At 46.0% G+C, this 18,490-nt stretch carries 18 protein-coding genes and 2 tRNA genes; 5 read left to right on the top strand and 15 right to left on the bottom strand.

All coding sequences use genetic code 11. The features are described from left to right. Positions 1 to 124 precede the first annotated feature (124 nt). Together R9X49_RS13760 and R9X49_RS13755 are read right to left on the bottom strand one after the other, a co-directional pair. Positions 125 to 201 (bottom strand) — tRNA-Met (locus R9X49_RS13760). Between the two features lie 305 nt (positions 202 to 506). After that, positions 507 to 1,121, bottom strand: coding sequence for a response regulator transcription factor (locus tag R9X49_RS13755; RefSeq protein WP_319848939.1), 615 nt, complete (start codon positions 1,119 to 1,121; stop codon positions 507 to 509). Positions 1,122 to 1,553: 432 nt separating this feature from the next. Between R9X49_RS13755 and R9X49_RS13750 the strand changes: the two genes are divergently transcribed. The 4 genes from R9X49_RS13750 to R9X49_RS13735 all read left to right on the top strand — a co-directional run bounded on the left by R9X49_RS13750 (position 1,554) and on the right by R9X49_RS13735 (position 4,058). Next, a complete protein-coding gene (locus tag R9X49_RS13750; protein WP_319848937.1) occupies positions 1,554 to 2,147 on the top strand; it encodes a DUF2589 domain-containing protein in 594 nt (197 codons plus the stop codon). Next, a complete protein-coding gene (locus R9X49_RS13745) occupies positions 2,140 to 2,601 on the top strand; it encodes a lysozyme (RefSeq protein ID WP_319848936.1) in 462 nt (153 codons plus the stop codon). Before R9X49_RS13750 ends, R9X49_RS13745 begins: the two co-directional genes overlap by 8 nt. Before the next feature lie 46 nt (positions 2,602 to 2,647). Further along, positions 2,648 to 3,079: a hypothetical protein gene (locus R9X49_RS13740; RefSeq protein ID WP_319848935.1), complete on the top strand. Its 432-nt coding sequence runs from the start codon at positions 2,648 to 2,650 to the stop codon at positions 3,077 to 3,079. A gap of 349 nt (positions 3,080 to 3,428) precedes the next feature. Continuing rightward, on the top strand, positions 3,429 to 4,058 hold the full coding sequence (locus tag R9X49_RS13735; RefSeq protein WP_319848934.1) for a DUF2589 domain-containing protein: 630 nt from the start codon (positions 3,429 to 3,431) through the stop codon (positions 4,056 to 4,058). 286 nt (positions 4,059 to 4,344) lie between these two features. Here the strand turns inward: R9X49_RS13735 and R9X49_RS13730 are convergent, their stop codons facing one another. The 12 genes from R9X49_RS13730 to rlmE all read right to left on the bottom strand — a co-directional run bounded on the left by R9X49_RS13730 (position 4,345) and on the right by rlmE (position 17,380). Further along, positions 4,345 to 4,848, bottom strand: a complete 504-nt coding sequence (locus R9X49_RS13730) for a papain-like cysteine protease family protein (protein WP_319848933.1) — start codon at positions 4,846 to 4,848, stop codon at positions 4,345 to 4,347. Continuing rightward, the gene (locus R9X49_RS13725) at positions 4,848 to 7,124 is read right to left on the bottom strand and encodes a hypothetical protein (RefSeq protein ID WP_319848932.1); all 2,277 of its coding nucleotides are present in this window, start codon (positions 7,122 to 7,124) and stop codon (positions 4,848 to 4,850) included. Before R9X49_RS13725 ends, R9X49_RS13730 begins: the two co-directional genes overlap by 1 nt. Beyond that, positions 7,105 to 7,929 (bottom strand): SagB family peptide dehydrogenase, encoded by an 825-nt coding sequence (locus R9X49_RS13720; RefSeq protein WP_319848931.1) that lies wholly within the window; start codon positions 7,927 to 7,929, stop codon positions 7,105 to 7,107. The genes R9X49_RS13725 and R9X49_RS13720 overlap by 20 nt, the downstream gene beginning before the upstream one ends. A 22-nt stretch (positions 7,930 to 7,951) precedes the next feature. Further along, complete coding sequence (locus R9X49_RS13715; protein WP_319848930.1) at positions 7,952 to 9,283, bottom strand: YcaO-like family protein; 1,332 nt, start codon at positions 9,281 to 9,283, stop codon at positions 7,952 to 7,954. Continuing rightward, positions 9,273 to 10,391, bottom strand: coding sequence for a TOMM precursor leader peptide-binding protein (locus R9X49_RS13710; RefSeq protein WP_319848929.1), 1,119 nt, complete (start codon positions 10,389 to 10,391; stop codon positions 9,273 to 9,275). Before R9X49_RS13710 ends, R9X49_RS13715 begins: the two co-directional genes overlap by 11 nt. An 89-nt stretch (positions 10,392 to 10,480) precedes the next feature. Beyond that, positions 10,481 to 10,786 (bottom strand): hypothetical protein, encoded by a 306-nt coding sequence (locus tag R9X49_RS13705; RefSeq protein ID WP_319848928.1) that lies wholly within the window; start codon positions 10,784 to 10,786, stop codon positions 10,481 to 10,483. Positions 10,787 to 11,718: 932 nt separating this feature from the next. After that, positions 11,719 to 11,805: transfer RNA gene (locus tag R9X49_RS13700), tRNA-Leu, on the bottom strand. A 24-nt stretch (positions 11,806 to 11,829) separates the two neighbouring features. Then, the gene (secG, locus tag R9X49_RS13695; RefSeq protein WP_180742900.1) at positions 11,830 to 12,162 is read right to left on the bottom strand and encodes a preprotein translocase subunit SecG; all 333 of its coding nucleotides are present in this window, start codon (positions 12,160 to 12,162) and stop codon (positions 11,830 to 11,832) included. Positions 12,163 to 12,413: 251 nt separating this feature from the next. Continuing rightward, positions 12,414 to 13,751 carry a phosphoglucosamine mutase gene (gene glmM, locus R9X49_RS13690; protein WP_319848927.1) on the bottom strand — a complete coding sequence of 446 codons (1,338 nt, stop codon included), beginning with the start codon at positions 13,749 to 13,751 and terminating at the stop codon, positions 12,414 to 12,416. 7 nt (positions 13,752 to 13,758) lie between these two features. Next, on the bottom strand, positions 13,759 to 14,592 hold the full coding sequence (gene folP, locus R9X49_RS13685; protein WP_319848926.1) for a dihydropteroate synthase: 834 nt from the start codon (positions 14,590 to 14,592) through the stop codon (positions 13,759 to 13,761). Positions 14,593 to 14,708: 116 nt separating this feature from the next. Continuing rightward, positions 14,709 to 16,694, bottom strand: coding sequence for an ATP-dependent zinc metalloprotease FtsH (gene ftsH / locus R9X49_RS13680; RefSeq protein ID WP_319848925.1), 1,986 nt, complete (start codon positions 16,692 to 16,694; stop codon positions 14,709 to 14,711). 56 nt (positions 16,695 to 16,750) lie between these two features. Beyond that, positions 16,751 to 17,380: a 23S rRNA (uridine(2552)-2'-O)-methyltransferase RlmE gene (gene rlmE, locus R9X49_RS13675; protein ID WP_012773268.1), complete on the bottom strand. Its 630-nt coding sequence runs from the start codon at positions 17,378 to 17,380 to the stop codon at positions 16,751 to 16,753. A gap of 143 nt (positions 17,381 to 17,523) precedes the next feature. Between rlmE and yhbY the strand changes: the two genes are divergently transcribed. Next, complete coding sequence (yhbY, locus tag R9X49_RS13670) at positions 17,524 to 17,817, top strand: ribosome assembly RNA-binding protein YhbY (protein WP_010283039.1); 294 nt, start codon at positions 17,524 to 17,526, stop codon at positions 17,815 to 17,817. A gap of 128 nt (positions 17,818 to 17,945) precedes the next feature. Here yhbY and greA read toward each other — a convergent pair whose 3' ends face one another. Then, entirely contained in the window at positions 17,946 to 18,422 is a 477-nt protein-coding gene (gene greA / locus R9X49_RS13665; protein ID WP_039352020.1) for a transcription elongation factor GreA, read from the bottom strand. Positions 18,423 to 18,490: the final 68 nt, after the last annotated feature.

Below are 18,490 nucleotides of genomic sequence, written 5' to 3'. Positions count from 1 at the left end.
GACCCTAATACCGCAAACCAGCGCGGCATAACTTTCGGTGAAGGATTTTTTCAAAAATCACTGCAAAAAGAGATAGAAATTGAGTGAAGAACGTATTTGAAAAAACACTTTACTGGAAGTTAAGTGGTTGCGGGGGCCGGATTTGAACCGACGACCTTCGGGTTATGAGCCCGACGAGCTACCAAGCTGCTCCACCCCGCGTCCGAAAACGTGGCAAATACTACGCTGACAACTCCAGAAATGCAAGTCATCGATAGGATTGGTTCGAAGGCGATTCTTATACGCGTAATACGTGCCTTTGTCAAGAACCATCGACCACCGGGAGGCAGCTCACGGTGATAGGTCTTTTACTTTTATCAACAGATCTTGTGTCGTCATACCAGCCGCAAAGCAAACCAACCGTCGAAGAAAGGCACGGGTACTTGAAGTGGCTAAAAAAGATGACACAGTGGGGATTCCCTGATGCTTTAATAAAACAACAGCTAAATAATGTAATGGGACGAAACTTATCTTCGTTCTTCTTCTAATAGTACAATCGCAGCCTGTGTTCTGTTACGCACATTAAGTCGCCTGAAAATCGACTCCAAATGCGACTTCACGGTTCCTGCACTGATGTTTAATGTCCGACTAATTTGTTTATTAGAGGCGCCTGATGCAATCAGTTGCAGGACCTCATGCTGCCTTTCACTCAGTTTGCCTTTTACACTGTTGTCGACACTCCACCCTTCATAGATCACGCCATCATCCGGTAAACAGACCATACCCATCGATACGGTTTTTAATGCCTGAGCAATAGAATCAACGGGCGATGTTTTAAGAACGACACCCATAACATGGTGTTTCAGATAGTTATTCAAAATATGTCTTTCAATAACATCCACCATAATAATTACACTGACGCCAATGTATTTCTCATGCAGCGTTTCAAGGAAAAAACTATACTCCCCACTTTCTTTATTACAATTTAGCAAAATAAAAACCTGACTCATTCCGTCAAGGCAAGACCACACTTCATCAATGTCATTCACGCCAATAACATTGACATCGTGCATAAAGTCATTCAGTCCAATGGATAACCCTTGAATGAAAACAGGGGACTTATCAATAACAACAACATTCACTGTGCAATCTCCATTTACCTTTATTTCAAAATGTCATATTCGAAAATATCCTCTAAGAATTTTTAGCCTATATTGAAAGATTCATGTCACGCCATTTGGCATATGCCGTTTACCTTATAGACACAGTAAGACTTATTCACACATACTGACATGATACTTTCAGGTAAGTGCCGCAAGAGGAATATGAGTAGCAATAAATAATTATCTCAGAAAAAACCATCATAGCGAAATAATTTCATAATTATGTATAAGATTATTTAATACAACATCCCTTTAAGTTAGCAAAAATCGGCCTATGACATATTGCATGAAAATTCCAACACAATGGCTGATAGAATGTTATCTCATTACCCGTTAACGTTTTAGTCAGTTATCATTTACTCCCTCCCAGTTTTTATTTTCGTCGATTGTCGAATAAGGTAAGGAGAAAGTATGTCATTAAAAAATTGGATTACATGGGGAAATAAAAAATCAGAGCGTATTAATGACTCTCAGGAGAAAAATCCTCATTCCACACTAAACGATCAAGTTACATCATCAAGGACGGTAACATTAGCAGATATTGCCCAAGGTATGCAGCATGCTGCCACCGCAGCCAATCAGTTTATTGCTCATCAATATCAAAAAACGCTTGATCCTTTTTTTGAACGTGACTCCGATGGAACGTTAATCCCAAAGACGGTTGCAATTCAACTCGATTCCCAACACCACGTCGCACTGCCACTGGTTGCCCTATCGACTCCAAGAGGATTGATGCTGGAAAAAATGAAAGTGCAGATGACAGTGAGAGCCGATGCGGTCAGCAAGGACGAAATAGCCCCATCTTTAGACGATTACAACATCAGCAATTTTCACGTCAGTATCTCACCTTCAGGCAAAAATACAAAAGGAAGGAATAGTCAGCACGTCGATATAGAAATGCAGTTCACTGCGCTCGAACCTCCGGAAAGCATCATGCGGTTAATTGATGAATATACCAATCTCGTTCTTCCCCAAATAACACAAGAGGAAAAAAATAATGGCTAACATTCCTGAAACGATCAATGAAGCTGGTCTCGATCTCATTAAGAGCTTTGAAGGATTAAAATTAACAAAATATCTCGATACCGCAGGCAGATGGACCATTGGGTATGGGCATTTAATACTGCCACATGAAAATTTTGATAACGGCATTACCCTTCAAGAAGCCGACTTACTGTTACGTCAGGACTTAAAGACAGCGGAAACCGGTGTACAACATTATGTGAAAGTCGATCTTAATGAAAATCAATTTGGGGCACTAACGTCATTCACCTATAACCTGGGTGTAGAAAACCTGGAGGAATCGACATTATTACGCCTGCTTAACCAGGGTAACTATTCCGCCGCTGCTGCTCAGTTTCCACGCTGGGACAAAGATGGTGAACAGGTTGTAGAAGGGCTTCTACGTCGTAGAGAAGCAGAAAAAACACTTTTCCTACAACCCGTTACACTAGAATAATATTTTAAAAACTCTATTTTATAGAAAATATCAGGATGGATATATTATGGATACTACAGTACTCCCTATCATTTATGACATTCTGATAAGTGATATTATTGCATCTATTTCAGGACTATTCGGAGGCCTGAGTATTTCTTTCTTTTGGCGACCACAAAAATTAAATGATTATAGCAAGTACACATCTGCATTAATCATTATTATCATCAGCGTTTCATCTGCATTCTCACTAGTGGGAATTATCGCCGAAATCCTTCACATTAATATCAGTAAAATGGAGAATGCGATTGGATTAGGCTATCTGGTTGGCGCTATTAGCGTAGGCTTGATTACGCTGCTGGCAAATTTCTTCAGCTATCGAGAGAATAACGATATCCTGGATGTCGCATCGGAAATCAAGCAGGCGACAAAAGGCACTTACTTGCTCAATGATGCTCAAGAAAAAAAATCTGATGACAAAAATTCAGTTGACCATTAATCCCCGATTACCAACCGAAAACCGTATACATGGCAGGGAGGCTCTTCATTGCCTTCCTATCGTGACTTTACCACGTAAAACTTTTCAGTAATCTATAAAAAATAGTAGATTTCCTTTGGCAAGCCCCTAAGAGGGGCCTTATCAACAACCATTACTATAAAAAATCACATAAAAATAAGTAAAAGCATCTAAGTATAGAATCAACAAAAAAATTCATTATTTCCGTTAAAAAAGGACTATGTCAGAATACGGAACCTTTTCCGTATATTGACGGATATGACTCCCCCTTCTCTTTGCTATTTTTAATAATAGTATACTACACCCTACTCACAGATAATTGGAGGTTCCGATGGATTCACAATTTATCGGTTCGGTTATTAATGCATTACCGCTAGAAAATATGATTAGCGGGCCGTTACAGGCAATGATTAACGCACAGATTCAAGCCAGCAAAGCCTATACTGATTTTTTATTATCCGTATGCATTCAGAATAATAAAGCCGTCGCTATCCAATTCGATTATGACGAAATGCTTATTGATGAAAGCGGAGCAGCAAAAGGCGCGGTGACAAAAACGATGCGCATACCGCTCATTGCCGCCATTACCCATCCAATTATTTCTATTGAAGAAGGGACAATAGATTTCGAGCTTGAGGTAACGCAAAGTGAATCCTCATCTGATGACACAGGCGAAGACGGCAATCTGGCGGCTTCACTGGGATGGGGGCCCTTCAAGGTCAAAATGGCCGGGCGGGTATCACACAAATCGGCGCAAACCCGGGCTACGGATACGCGTGCCAAATACAGCATTCACACACAGATAAAACGTCAGCCCGCACCTGAAGCGCTCATGCGCGTCATTGATTTTCTGACCGATGCCGCAACCAGACCCAGTATCCCCAGCAGGGAAAGCGCATTACAGACGAAGGAAAACGCAGCCCCAACAGCGCCAGTGGAACAGCGAGAAGAATCATCGTAATCAACGTACACCGTATCTACACAGCGTATAAGAGGATGCCTGGCGTATCCCAGGCATCCACAAAGATCAATTCATAGTATCAGACTGGGACTATAGTCAATTTGTCATCTTAGCATGAAGCCAAGATAAGCTGAATTGATAGGCAATGGCAGCGATAAGAGTCCTTCAGACACGACATGAGTCCTTTTGCACACCATGTAATCACTTGATATAAAAATTAAAACTGGCAACGCTCACACCCTTAAACTTATATATCAGGGTGTTCAAGCCTCGTATAATTTATGCATCATGAACGAAGCGTCCTTTCTTGCTCGGACATCGCTTCCTCCGCCAGAGATTCAATATGACGTACAAATAGGTAGCTGTGACTCCAATGGTAATGTTGCAGATAGCTTTGCTGTAGCTGTTCATACGGTGAACAAGCCAAGCCGTATAGTGGATCGGCAATCCAGACTTTATCCTCTTCATCAACACCATAAATAACGACCAGATGCCAACCAATGAAATATCTCATCGCCACTAATAACGGATGGCCTGACTGTAAATGTGACTTGAGCTGCCCCAAGGGGAGCATACCTTCCTGCTCTTGGTATTCTAAGTGCATATATCGCATCGCCTGCAACGGTGGACATACCTGATCACAATTAGCACCTAAGACCAGGCGAGCAAACGCCTGCTGCGTTGGGACAAACTGCCGCTGATAAAAACGGCCCAGTGAGATAGCAATTGCAGCCCAGCACTGCAAGTGTCCCTGCTGGGCTTCAAGCGTGAAAGGCAACACAGTACTCATCAGTGTACCTGTATCAATCGTTGTTCGGTCAATTGATGCAACCGACGCAAACATTCTTCCGGGGCTATTTGCAGAAATTGACACAGTTGCTCCAAACTTCGTTCTTCCTGCACATACTGCAATAAAGCTTGCTGTCGTGAAGACAGCTTTAAGGCTGGACGATAGCGTTTAAACACGACTTGCCACCCCTGTGGTCCATTTTTTACATAGCTGATGGCTTTGCTGTGTACCACACGAAAACTATTGAACAATGCACTGTGGCTGAGATGACGTTGGCTCGACGTTATTGCTGCAACATTGTTGTCTTCCAAAGGAACATCATAATGCTGGCCAGCAAAAATCAGCTCAGGCACCTGCCATTTCAGACATGACCATAGCGTTTCTCTGGCTGTCGCAGGCAATTCAATACCATATTGCTGATCGGTTAACACGCTGCGAATTCCTTCAAGCTCAAGTTGCGGCAGCAGCAACTGTAATAGCCCTAGCACCCACTGATTAAGCTGCCGGCAGGCATCTCCATCAAACGGAAGTGGTACCGTATATTCTCTGCTGATTAATAAGCTGAGTCCCGGTAGCCCAATACATTGTTGTGCCTGCTCCGTGTCATTAATGCGGCCAAAAGCAATACAGCGATCGGCACTCTGTACCTCTAAACCTAATTGCTGGCAGGATTGCCGCAGGCTTTGCAAAAGGCTGGCAGAGATCTGTTCAGGAGAGGACTCTTTGTTCGACAGCGGTCGGTTCAAAATTGCCTGGACCACCCGAGGAGCCAATGCTTCTGGCAGAGGATTAGACAACCAATGCAGAGCGGTCCGAAGCCAGTAAAACAAGGCTTGCTGATGTCGTTCTTGTAAGGCCTCCAACTGGGCCAGACAAAAATTCATATAGAGCAAATCACTTTCATTACGCAGTTGCTCGTTCACTGAAAAGCCTTGACGATAATAGTGTTCGGCTTTTGAGAAACTCCGCTGTTTTTTATAAATGCGAGCAAGATTAAGACAATTAATATAAGTCAGATGCCAATCGGGAGTTTGTAATAAGGCCAATTGCTGCTCAATGGATTTTTCGATCGCCAACGCCGCCTCCGAGTCCCCAAGTCGCAACTGATTCAGCGCCGAAATATTCAGTAAATAAAGATACAAACGGGGGTCATGCTGTGGATCTAACAACTGACGGGCTTTGGCAAAATACGGTTCGGCTTGAGCGGGCTGACCGATCATAACCAGTCCCCAGGCCTTGCTCTGATACAGTGAAGCCTGCACGTCATCAGGCAAGCTGGTATCAGGCAAGGCCCCAGCCGCTGCGCGTGAAAAATCCATTAAAGCGATGGCAATCTTCTGTTTCTGTGCTTCAATTAACGCCTTCTGCAAAACAGATAACGGTGATTTTTCAATCTGTTCGAGAATAAAATAAGCCAGCTCGTACCCACCTTCTGCAAATCGCATCCCAGCTTGCTGTTGTAAAAATTCAACATCCTGTGGCTGTTGCTGCAACGCAAACACAACTTTGAGTTCATCAGGCAGCGATGGTAAACAACCAGGTTCTATCGACGTCGATGGGCGTAAATTAGGCGATAGCAACAGATTGCCATAAGCAAGCTGTACAATTTCTGCCGGCAGTTCAAGATCGGGTCGCAGCCAATTTGCAGACAATATGCCAGGGATGGAAAATTCCGGACGTTTTAACGCAGCGCCATCCTCCTGATTGAGTGGTGATGCCGGTTTATTATTGATTTTGAATTGAAAATCATCTAATTCCGGTAGACCTGCATCCGAGCGTAATAACAAACCCAATCGGAAACCATAGGATGGCGCCGCATTTGCCAGTAACCTGAGTAATTGTAGATTCTCACGTCCCCATAGCTGCTGAGCGACAGGAGCAACAACGAGGATGAACCTCCGCTGCTGTTGTGTGAATGCGGCAATCAAGCGGCGCGCGAATTGATACGCCGTTATAAAATTTTGATCGCCTTCGCTTTCGTTATCAATAAGCAGTCGAATAGTTTCAGCATCACCACCTTGCAAAGATGCACTGCTGTACAGCTCAGGCTGTACCTTGTCTGGTGAGGATATATCCAACTGAGCCGCCAACTGATGTGCCAACCAATGTCCACGCCAGCTGCCTAAGCTCAGATCGGCAAACAGGCAATCAGTGCTGGCATCCTGCCAGCCGATTTGGGTTTGTAAATCACAAAGACGGTGCCAGTACCATACTTCAAGTAGGGGGGACGCTATTTGACGGGTGATAACCGGTAGTTCAGTAGGCATCAGGTTCATCGTTTCCTCCCGCACATAAGCCGTTCATATAGAGGATAGAGTGATTCAGACCGTCTATTTCCAATAAGTCATCTATTTTACGGTCATAAAAACCACCAAGATTGATCACACCAAGCTGTAATGCGGTAGCAACAAGATTAATATTCTGCGCGACATGCCCGGCCTCCAAAAGGCAGAAGCGATACCCTTTATTACGGTATTTAAAAATGGAACGTTGAAACATCCCGGTGATAAAAATGACCACAGATAGCTGTTCTGCCAGATGGCTCTGGAACTCAACTAAAGCTTGTGCCAGCTCTGAATGAAAATTGCCAGGTTTGATAAAATGCAGCGCATTAAGCACCGGTGAGTAGTGATAGATCCCGGCAGCCAAACCTTCAATTTGTCCAGAATGGTAAAAATAGAGTTCCAGTGGGTACAACGCACCACCGGATGGGGCCGTCCGAAAGGGACGATGGATGGTAGGGTTACTTTTGTTGTCTCTGGTCTCACCATAGGCAAAATGCAGAATAGTACGTAGCTGTGTCAATGTCAGTGGCGCAGCGGTAACTTTAGCTGGCGTTTGTCTTGCCTGAATAACGGTGGCGAAATCAGTGTTGATGGGTGACAGCGTTGCAGGTAACGGAATAGGTTCAAAATTTTTATACGGCAGGCTGGTATACAGGTTATTCATTTCAGCAACAATCTGCTCATTTGGCAGTGCTGCATCATAACGACTGGTTTTGGAACTTTCATGGAATTGCTCCCAGGCCATATCAGCGGAGTCAGATTCCAGCTCAGTTTTTTTCCATAAAGAATTCAGCATAGATGTCCCTTTGCAGCAGCGATCATGGGAATGGGTGGGGGAATGGATTTCCGGTAGAGTCTGGGGCTACCCCCGGAAAACCAAGCAATTGTGGTACTTTCCACAAGCGTTTACCGCCTAGGGGCCTATTGTGATGCCCCATGAACAGTGGTTGATAGCCGGGGATCATCGCTCTAATGACCCAAAAACCAAGTTCGCGGACGTCTGATGTTGTAATGTCGCAGATCAACGCCTGATAACCCGTCTTATCCAACCTATCAACCAAGTTCTGTAAGCTGATAGCGTGAGTCCGACCAGTAAAATCAGGCATGTCTTGATAATCACGGAAATGGGTTGATGCATGTAAAAAGTCGGCATACCGAGCATTGGCAGGATCTAACCAGAAATTGACATGATCTACCTGGCCCTTAATGTTGTCATATTCAGGATCGCTTTCTAAGCGAGGAAGCTCGCCTTTAATCTGGAAAGCGTATCGTTCCGTATGTGCTAATTCTTCCAGAGCCTTACGGATAGCCTCTTCGGCACTCAATGCAACAGATGCAGCCACGACCAGCGGCACATAGTCTGTATTGTGGCGAGCAATAGCCATAACTGCTGGAATCTGGCTTTCATTACTAATATCCATCAGATACACCTGATATCCGACAGCAGTAAAGCGTTGTATTAAATCGCGATTGGTATCAGAAAGATTATCTTGCCTGATTTGTTCGCGACTCAATCTTGCTTGCCATGTGATCATGAAGCAATCCCGCTCAATAACCTCGCACAACCCTCCTATCGCCGCTTCTTCATAACTACAATGGCAGGACAGTCCGGTAGAAATGGGCTGAACAATTGGCGTTTCCTCACCACTCTTGTAAAAAAAGTAAGGCACGTAAACCATGGAAGCTGGCACATGAACTGGCCTATTACTTTTTAAATCAATGACTGGTACCCATCGGACAGGCGATGAGGGAAGAAACGGATCAAACATGAAGTCGCTGTGGCTGTGTTGTTCGGATGAATACAGCACAAACTGCTCAGGATGTATGCAGGAAAACGCCGCTTGCTCATAGCTGCTCAGTGGCATTTCGGATTTATCATAAATAGCCGCACAATAACGCTCAATGGCTTCACCAATAGTTTTAGCCAATGCCATTTCACGACTAATCGCAGCACCGCTACCGACTGCGAAATTACGATATTCACCAAAAGCCGTAGTATCTGCCGCAATGCAGATATAACGAAAAAATCTCGGTGAATCGGCTTCGACAGGATGTTCCTGTACCTGCCCAATAATGCCAATACGTCGGTCTAAAAGGTAGGGCAGCGCATCCACCATGCGAGACAATGGGCTTTGTAACTCAATTTTCATAGTCACCTACCGTTTGCCTAATTTCTTGCCATTCTTCATCAGAAGTCAGCTGTTTATGAAGGTTAGTCGGAGGGATACCGTGCAAACCGCTACAAATAGGGCAACGTGGGACTTTCAACAATTTACGCCTGGTCATACTGCCAGCGAGCAGATCAATTTCACACAGCGTACCGACTTCCCACTGAATGTTGCTAATAAACTTCACCAGATCGAACTGTGCAACGGCCGCGAGAGTTTGCAACATCGACTCGTGGTAAGCGGCAACCTTCTGTCCAGCAAAAGCGTACTGTTCGGTGATTCGGCGCTCTGCAAATCCATCACTGTGTGAGTTTTGTCTTGATTTCAAGCAAGCCAAACAAGCCCCCTCTTCTGGGATCACTAAAGGCCCTGCGTAGCCAATCATGTTTTGCAGCAATACAGGATAAAAAGCGAGTTGTTGTCTGACCGCATATTCATTCCAACGCTCAAGCAAAAAGAAACTACCAAACTCTGAAGCTGCAACCACAAAACCTATTTTATCCCTGTGCTCATCAGAAAATAGCCGGTCTTCACTGATAATGTAATCCACTTCTTGCTTCCAGAAGGAAGATGACAATTGGTGATTATCATCAAAGAAGTCAATATTTCTTAGCATCGGGTCGTCAATGATCAGGTAATTTTTCAATCCTTCCCGTTGCATAGACTGAAGTAAAAGCATATTAAGTTTATTAACACCCACAAATAACCAATATTTCTGATTGAGAGTGCTAGCCACCTGTTCCTGATGTTGATTAAAATGCCAGTAAAAGACTTCCTGGGTTGACTCAACAGATAACTGTTCATTATTAAGATGTTTATCGTCTTGTGATGTTTCGGTTTGTAATTGTAAAAAACGCTTTTCTAAAAGCTTGTTCAGTAATTCTTCAACCAACGGTTGTACTGGAGCAGCAAAAAGCGATTTCAATTCAGTAACTGAGTAGGGCTGTAGTAATAGTGCTTTTTGAACAACACGGATAATTAGTAACACATTGGGGTTTGGAATTAATAGCTGTGACAGACCTCTTTTAAGGATGATTGCATCTTCCATCTCAATGATCTGTATTGGTAACAGAATTAATTTATCACTCATGGATTTCCCTTCTACTCTACACGCGACTGCTTTACTAATAAGAACTGCACTACCATCAGGAAGTAGCGATGGAAGTGCAGTCATTCAGATTAAGCTGCTTGCACAACCGCTACGGCAGTACAACAGCATGGAGCGGTACAACAACAGCAGCTTCCGCCAACAACAGGGGCAGAAGATGAGCCATAAAGGCTATGTTTACTGAATGCTTCTTCGATTGAATTAATATCCCGAACGGTCAGTTTCTCCGTGCGCACAGTGTGGTTCTTCCATGACAATGCAATCAAATCGCCTTCCAGCAGTTGACGAGCATTTTCAGTCAGGATTGATGCACCATTGCCTTCGAGCAAAGAAGTAATTGGATTATTAAAATCCGGATAATCTTTAATAGAAACCATATAAAATCTCTCCATCAGAAGCATGTAATAGATATATATCATCAATAAACCCACGATATTACATGAGAGAGAAACTCAGATAATAGCAGTGGGAGAAATAGGCCTTAGCGACCTAAAAAAAAGCATAGTTCAGAACTTTTCAAAACAGATAGTTTTCTTGGCCTGTAATGGGCCGACTTATGGCATTGGCCGATTGGCCTAATCCGTTCATAGCCTCACGGCAAACATTTAAACTAAACATTTAAAAAATGAATAAAATAGAAATTTGTCATATTAATTATTTTTAAGATAGGAATATTTCTGAGGAAATTAGCACTTTAAAAACCTGTCAATTTTAGCGAGAGCAAAGCCTGCAACGACATGATCTGAACAATAAGCAGTACATTGTGAATAATGATGAAGTGACAACAAGCACTCTTTTATGGATAACCGTGAACACCTTTCAATGGTTACTTAAGGGAGAAATAATAATTTATTAATATAATTATCTCAAAAATAATTAAATATAGGGTAGAGAAAAATGGTGTCGCATCTATATGTTTTCCCCCTCCCACCGATAAACATCAGTTTGTACGTTATCTTGTTAATGGTCAGCTTTTTGCCATAACACCCTCTGCGCGTTTAGACTTATTTATGTCAGAAATGGCATCTTGGCAGGAGCCTATTCATGCACAACCGTCCACTGTAGGATATCGTTTTCAATCTGGCTAATATCCGCTTTGTGTCTGTCAGGACGCCGATCAATGTCCTGACATCTGCTGACGACGAAAATTGAGTATATACGCCAAGGTGTATACGCACAGGTATGTTGGTGTGAGTCGACTCAAACTAATACAAGGAGAGCAGGAATAGGCCGAACGGAAGGAAAAACCAGTAAATTAGTGGCCTTAAGATAAAAAAAATAGACGTCCATTGACGTCTATTTTTTATGTTGGTACCGAGGACGGGACTTGAACCCGTAAGCCCAATCGGGCACTACCACCTCAAGGTAGCGTGTCTACCAATTCCACCACCACGGCATCACAATTACTACTTTAAAACGCTTACTTCGGAATGTCACTCGCCGGCGTTGAAGGCGCAGCAGGCGTTGTCGTCTGCTCGGCTTTTTCAGGCTGGCTCAGGTTGTCCCAAGCGCCGCCTTTTTTCTGCAGCGAGCTCAGGTTGCCCAGTACGAGGCTGATAATGAAGAACAGAGTCGCCAGTATCGCCGTCATGCGGGTCATGAAATTACCAGAGCCGCTCGAACCGAACAAAGTGGCAGAAGCACCTGCTCCGAACGAGGCTCCCATATCAGCACCTTTACCCTGCTGAAGCATGATCAAGGCAACCAGCCCGATCGATACTAACAGGAAAATCACTAATAGAGCTTCGTACATAGTCGTACCTGTTAACCGTTTTCCCCATGTCTTATGGAGAATGCTATATTCTGGCGGTAAACCGCGCGTCATTCCGCAAGTCAGATGTCTTGAACATCCCTTATCAAGCGGGTCTGAATACTAACTAAAGGATGTAACGTAAGCAAGGGTAATTTGGTCACCGCGGGTTGATTGCAGAAAAAAACAGCGGCTTTCGACACAAGATGCCTATCGAAAGCCTTATCTACCTGATTGGTGAATCAAAAAAGCCCTCAGCTGACAGCTTTCACCGCATCGGCAATACGGTTTGCCAGCGCGATTACGGTCTCTTCGTGTTCACCCTCAACCATGACGCGGATAAGCGGCTCAGTACCGGATTTACGCAGCAGGACACGCCCACGTCCGGCCAATTCTTTTTCCACATCCTGCGTAATCTGCTGCACATTCTTGTCTTCCAACGGATCGTTTTCACCCGTAAACCGTACGTTGACCAGGATCTGTGGAAACAGCTTCATACCGCTGCATAAATCATGCAGGCTCATATGGTTTCTCACTATCGCGGTAAGTACTTGCAAACCGGCAATCACACCGTCTCCCGTCGTCGTTTTGTCCAGTAGGATCACATGGCCGGAGTTTTCTGCACCAATGCGCCACCCTTTTGTCTGCATCATTTCTAATACATAGCGATCGCCCACCTTGGCACGAGCAAACGGGATGCCCAGTTGCTTTAACGCCACCTCAAGCCCCATGTTACTCATCAGCGTGCCCACCGCACCGCCGCGCAGCTGCCCTTGACGTAAGCCTTCACGGGCGATGATATACAGAATCTGGTCGCCATCCACTTTGTTGCCCAAATGGTCGACCATGATGAGCCGATCGCCATCGCCGTCAAAGGCCAGCCCAACGTCCGCTTTTTCAGCCAGTACGCGCGCCTGTAGCTGTCTGACGTCGGTCGCCCCGCACTCTTCATTGATATTCATGCCATCAGGTTCACAGCCAATCGCGATGACTTTAGCGCCAAGCTCGCGCAATACGCTGGGGGCGATATGATAGGTAGCGCCATTGGCGCAATCGACGACAATCTTTAAACCATTGAGGCTCAGTTCACTCGGGAACGTCCCCTTACAAAACTCAATGTAGCGTCCGGCTGCGTCAACAATGCGGCTGGCTTTGCCTAATTCAGCAGACTCAACGCACGTCAGCGGTTTTTCCAGTTCAGCCTCAATCGCTTCTTCTACATCATCCGGCAGCTTCGTGCCGTCAATTGAGAAGAATTTAATACCGTTGTCGTAATACGGGTTGTGAGAAGCAGAAATCACGATACCCGCTTCAGCACGGAACGTACGAGTAAGATAAGCAACCGCAGGCGTCGGCATCGGGCCAGTAAAAGAAGCCGACAAACCCGCAGCTGCCAGCCCAGCTTCCAGCGCAGACTCCAGCATGTAACCAGAAATACGGGTATCTTTGCCGATAATAATCTTACGAGAACCATGCCGTGCGAGCACTTTCCCAGCGGCCCAACCCAGTTTAAGCACAAAGTCAGGTGTAATCGGCGTATCGCCAACCTTGCCACGTACGCCATCGGTACCAAAATATTTGCGGTTACTCATCTCGTTTTTATTCCTTCGCAGAAAGGGTGGCCTCAACAATGCGCATGGCATCAGCCGTTTCTTTAACATCGTGCACGCGAATAATCTGTGCTCCCTGCATCGCCGCGATCACTGCGCAGGCGACACTGCCATGAACACGCTGCGCAGGCGGCACATTGAGGAGTTGTCCAATCATGGATTTCCTCGACATCCCCACCAGAAGAGGTAGTTCAAAACGATGTAACTCGCTCAGACGAGCCAGAAGCGCATAATTATGGGCAAGATTCTTACCGAATCCGAACCCAGGATCCAGCAATAGCTTACTTTTCGGAATATTGGCGTTCACACAGCGATCAATTTGCTGTTGCAAGAAATTTTCGATGTCCTGCATCAGGTCATCATAATGCGGTTTGTGCTGCATGGTTCTCGGCATTCCCTGCATGTGCATCAGGCATACCGGCAAACCTGTTGCCGCCGCCGCTTCCAGAGCGCCGGGCTCTTGCAAAGCGCGAATATCATTAATCAGATGCGCGCCTGCCTGCGCTGACGCCGTCATCACTTCCGGCTTCGAGGTATCAACCGAGATCCAGACGTCAAACCGCTTAGCGATGGCTTCAACAACAGGCACCACACGTTCCAGCTCTTCTTCCGTACTCACCTCAGCCGCCCCAGGGCGCGTTGATTCACCGCCAATATCGATCAGGGTCGCACCAGCGGTAACCATCCCCTGAACGTGCAGTAGTGCAGCATCGAGCTTGTTGTGTTTGCCGCCATCGGAAAAAGAGTCCGGCGTGACGTTAAGAATGCCCATGACGTGTGGGCAGGAAAGATCCAGCGTTGAGTCTCTGGCAACCAGTTGCATGATTTACCTCCGCATTCTGGTGTGGTTAGCATGAAATATGATTCGAAGAACATTCCAGTAAAAAACCCCAGCCTGAGCTGGGGTTTCGTGAGTTACCGATATCAATTACAGGCGAATTATTTGTCGTCCGCTTGCTCAGACAAGGTGTTACCTGGATTAGTGTTACCAGGATTAGTGTTACCAGGATTAGTGTTACCAGGATTAGGCGTTTGCGGCTCATCCACTGGCGTAGGCGCTTTAGGCGTCCCACCGCCGTTGCCGGAATCGTTGTCAGAACGAGACTCTTCCCAACCTGCTGGCGGGCGCACCTCTTTCTTACGCCCCATCAAATCGTCAATCTGCGGCGCATCAATGGTTTCATACTTCATCAACGCATCTTTCATTGAGTGAAGGATGTCCATATTTGCCATCAACAGCTCACGAGCACGCACGTAGTTGCGTTCAATCAGCGATTTCACTTCCTGATCGATGATACGCGCCGTTTCATCTGACATGTGCTTGGCTTTTGCTACAGAACGGCCGAGGAATACTTCGCCCTCTTCTTCTGCATAAAGCAATGGACCCAATTTTTCAGAGAAGCCCCACTGCGTCACCATGTTACGAGCAATCGACGTTGCGACTTTGATGTCATTGGACGCACCAGTCGAAACATGCTCCACGCCGTAAATGATTTCTTCGGCCAGTCGACCACCGTACAGCGTAGAGATCTGGCTTTCCAGTTTCTGACGGCTGGCGCTGATCGCATCACCTTCAGGCAGGAAGAACGTCACGCCCAGCGCACGACCACGTGGAATGATCGTCACTTTATGGACCGGATCGTGCTCTGGCACCAGACGACCGATGATAGCGTGTCCCGCTTCATGATAGGCCGTCGATTCTTTCTGCTTTTCAGTCATAACCATGGAGCGGCGCTCGGCACCCATCATGATTTTGTCTTTCGCTTTCTCGAATTCAACCATCGAAACAACGCGTTTGTTGCCACGAGCAGAGAACAATGCGGCTTCGTTAACCAGGTTAGCCAAGTCCGCACCAGAGAAACCTGGTGTACCACGTGCAATCACTGACGCATCAATATCTGGAGACAGCGGTACGCGACGCATATGCACTTTCAGAATCTGTTCACGACCGCGAACATCCGGCAAACCAACCACAACCTGACGGTCAAAACGACCCGGACGCAGTAAAGCTGGGTCAAGCACATCGGGACGGTTCGTCGCCGCGATAACAATAATGCCTTCGTTGCCTTCAAAGCCGTCCATCTCAACCAGCATCTGGTTCAGCGTTTGTTCACGTTCATCGTGACCACCGCCTAAACCTGCGCCACGCTGACGGCCAACGGCGTCGATTTCATCGATAAAGATGATACAAGGTGCCGCTTTCTTCGCCTGTTCGAACATGTCACGAACGCGAGAAGCACCAACACCCACAAACATTTCAACGAAGTCAGAACCGGAAATCGTAAAGAAAGGCACTTTCGCTTCACCGGCAATCGCTTTCGCCAGCAACGTTTTACCTGTCCCCGGCGGGCCGACCATCAGAATGCCTTTCGGAATTTTACCGCCCAGTTTCTGGAAACGGCTAGGTTCACGCAGGTACTCGACCAGTTCGCTAACCTCTTCCTTCGCTTCGTCGCAACCGGCTACATCTGCAAACGTCGTCTTGATCTGATCTTCAGTCAACATACGCGCTTTGCTCTTGCCGAAGGACATGGCACCTTTACCGCCGCCACCTTGCATTTGGCGCATGAAGAAGATCCAGACACCAATCAGTAACAGCATCGGGAACCAGGAAATAAAGATAGAAGCCAGTAAGCTCGGCTCTTCCGGTGGCTCACCAACGACTTTCACATTCTTCGTTAGCAGGTTATCCAGTAGCTTGGGGTCATTGACAGGAATGTAAGTCGTGTATCTATTGCTGTCTTTTTTGATAACACTGATCTCACGCCCGTTAATACGTGCTTCACGGACCTGATCCTGATTCACTTCAGTCAAGAAGGTTGAATAATCCACCCTACGGCCATTCGACTCGCTGGGCCCAAAGCTCTGGAAAACAGACATCAGCACAACTGCGATGACTAACCAGAGAATTAGGTTTTTCGCCATGTCACTCAAGGGATTAACCTCATATTACAACTGTGTTAAAAAACAGCGTTAGGGTACTACAGTTTGCGCCCTGTCGCTACAATATACACTTCACGAGACCGGGCACGTGAGGCGTCTGGTTTACGAATTTTCACTTTCGTAAACAGGGAGCGAATTTCCCGCAGGTATTCATCAAAGCCTTCTCCCTGAAACACTTTCACCAGGAAACTTCCGCCTGGCGCTAATACATCCCGACACATACCAAGTGCTAATTCAACCAGATACATCGACTTCGGAATATCAACGGCTGGTGTACCACTCATGTTAGGGGCCATGTCAGACATCACCACCTGAACTTTGCTATCGCCAACCCTTTCGAGCAAGGCTTTGAGGACCAGTTCATCACGAAAGTCCCCTTGCAGGAAATCGACGCCGACAATCGGATCCATCGGTAAAATATCGCACGCGATAATTCGACCATTTCCACCAATTTGCGTGACCACATACTGTGACCAACCGCCAGGTGCAGCGCCTAAATCCACAACCGTCATACCGGGTTTAAACAGTTTGTCGCTCTGCTGTATTTCGTCAAGTTTAAACCAAGCACGCGAGCGCAGCCCTTTTTTCTGGGCCTGCTGCACATATTTATCGCTAAAGTGTTCCTGCAACCAGCGACTGGAACTTGCAGAACGCTTTTTATTCGCCATCGATTTTCCAACTATTCTCAGTAACACGCTCGTGGTGGGGAGAAACTTCTCACATATTACCAATCAGAACAGTCAAATTGGTTATAATCATGAGATGGCGGTAGAATGACCCGTTTTCAATCCCAACCTAAGTAAAAAAGACAATGAACCTAAGTAATAAACAAAAACAACACCTGAAAGGCTTGGCACACCCGCTAAAACCGGTTGTCATGCTGGGCAATAACGGTCTCACCGAAGGTGTTTTGGCTGAGATCGAACAAGCATTGGCGCATCACGAACTGATCAAGATAAAAGTAGCGACAGAAGATCGCGAAACCAAAGCCTTGATTGTCGAGGCAATTGTTCGTGAAACGGGTGCCGCTAACGTTCAGGTCATCGGCCACACGCTGGTGCTCTACCGTCCTGCGAAAGAACGTAAAATTGTGTTACCACGATAACACTTTTTATTTCAGGATACTCAGTTTTAACGGAAAGGTGCCATGCCTCTCGGTTAGAGAAAAGGCCGCAAGCGGCCTTTTTCTTTTCTTTACAATTTTTGCTGTTTTAATCAACAACCCAGCAAAATTTATAGATATTCGACCTTCAGGATCTCATATTCCACGTCGCCGCCCGGCGTACGGATGACCACAACGTCATCTTGCTCTTTGCCGATCAGACCACGCGCAATCGGGGAATTTACAGAGATCAGATTTTGCTTAAAATCAGCCTCGTCATCGCCAACGATCCGGTAGGTTTGTTCTTCCTCGTTATCCAGATTCATCACGGTCACAGTTGCGCCAAAAATAACACGCCCGTTCGCCGTCATCTTCGTGACATCGATAACCTGTGCGTTAGACAGCTTAGCTTCAATGTCTTGAATGCGTCCTTCACAAAAGCCCTGCTGCTCACGTGCGGCGTGGTATTCCGCATTTTCTTTCAGGTCGCCGTGCTCACGCGCTTCGGCAATGGCCGCAATAATTTCAGGTCGACGCACAGATTTCAGGTGGTCAAGCTCTTCGCGCAATTTTTCAGCACCACGCAGGGTCATCGGAAATTGTTTCATATTGTCTATACCTCTAAAAAAGTCCGTAAGACTCAAATAATCGTCATCCTGACGCGCTAAAAATCAAA

The sequence above is a fragment of the Pectobacterium carotovorum genome, assembly GCF_033898505.1.
Taxonomy (GTDB): domain Bacteria; phylum Pseudomonadota; class Gammaproteobacteria; order Enterobacterales; family Enterobacteriaceae; genus Pectobacterium; species Pectobacterium carotovorum_J.
Note: the sequence above shows the minus strand (reverse complement) of the source record. Positions and strands in the feature narration are given on the sequence as shown.

What these genes read in the sequence shown, in the direction of transcription:
- R9X49_RS13750 (WP_319848937.1), top strand. Translation starts at nt 1,554, where the DNA reads ATGTCATTAAAAAATTGGATTACATGGGGAAATAAAAAATCAGAGCGT.
- R9X49_RS13745 (WP_319848936.1), top strand. Translation starts at nt 2,140, where the DNA reads ATGGCTAACATTCCTGAAACGATCAATGAAGCTGGTCTCGATCTCATT.
- R9X49_RS13740 (WP_319848935.1), top strand. Translation starts at nt 2,648, where the DNA reads ATGGATACTACAGTACTCCCTATCATTTATGACATTCTGATAAGTGAT.
- R9X49_RS13735 (WP_319848934.1), top strand. Translation starts at nt 3,429, where the DNA reads ATGGATTCACAATTTATCGGTTCGGTTATTAATGCATTACCGCTAGAA.
- R9X49_RS13730 (WP_319848933.1), bottom strand. Translation starts at nt 4,848, where the DNA reads ATGAGTACTGTGTTGCCTTTCACGCTTGAAGCCCAGCAGGGACACTTG.
- R9X49_RS13725 (WP_319848932.1), bottom strand. Translation starts at nt 7,124, where the DNA reads ATGAACCTGATGCCTACTGAACTACCGGTTATCACCCGTCAAATAGCG.
- R9X49_RS13720 (WP_319848931.1), bottom strand. Translation starts at nt 7,929, where the DNA reads ATGCTGAATTCTTTATGGAAAAAAACTGAGCTGGAATCTGACTCCGCT.
- R9X49_RS13715 (WP_319848930.1), bottom strand. Translation starts at nt 9,283, where the DNA reads ATGAAAATTGAGTTACAAAGCCCATTGTCTCGCATGGTGGATGCGCTG.
- R9X49_RS13710 (WP_319848929.1), bottom strand. Translation starts at nt 10,391, where the DNA reads ATGAGTGATAAATTAATTCTGTTACCAATACAGATCATTGAGATGGAA.
- R9X49_RS13705 (WP_319848928.1), bottom strand. Translation starts at nt 10,786, where the DNA reads ATGGTTTCTATTAAAGATTATCCGGATTTTAATAATCCAATTACTTCT.
- secG (WP_180742900.1), bottom strand. Translation starts at nt 12,162, where the DNA reads ATGTACGAAGCTCTATTAGTGATTTTCCTGTTAGTATCGATCGGGCTG.
- glmM (WP_319848927.1), bottom strand. Translation starts at nt 13,751, where the DNA reads ATGAGTAACCGCAAATATTTTGGTACCGATGGCGTACGTGGCAAGGTT.
- folP (WP_319848926.1), bottom strand. Translation starts at nt 14,592, where the DNA reads ATGCAACTGGTTGCCAGAGACTCAACGCTGGATCTTTCCTGCCCACAC.
- ftsH (WP_319848925.1), bottom strand. Translation starts at nt 16,694, where the DNA reads ATGGCGAAAAACCTAATTCTCTGGTTAGTCATCGCAGTTGTGCTGATG.
- rlmE (WP_012773268.1), bottom strand. Translation starts at nt 17,380, where the DNA reads ATGGCGAATAAAAAGCGTTCTGCAAGTTCCAGTCGCTGGTTGCAGGAA.
- yhbY (WP_010283039.1), top strand. Translation starts at nt 17,524, where the DNA reads ATGAACCTAAGTAATAAACAAAAACAACACCTGAAAGGCTTGGCACAC.
- greA (WP_039352020.1), bottom strand. Translation starts at nt 18,422, where the DNA reads ATGAAACAATTTCCGATGACCCTGCGTGGTGCTGAAAAATTGCGCGAA.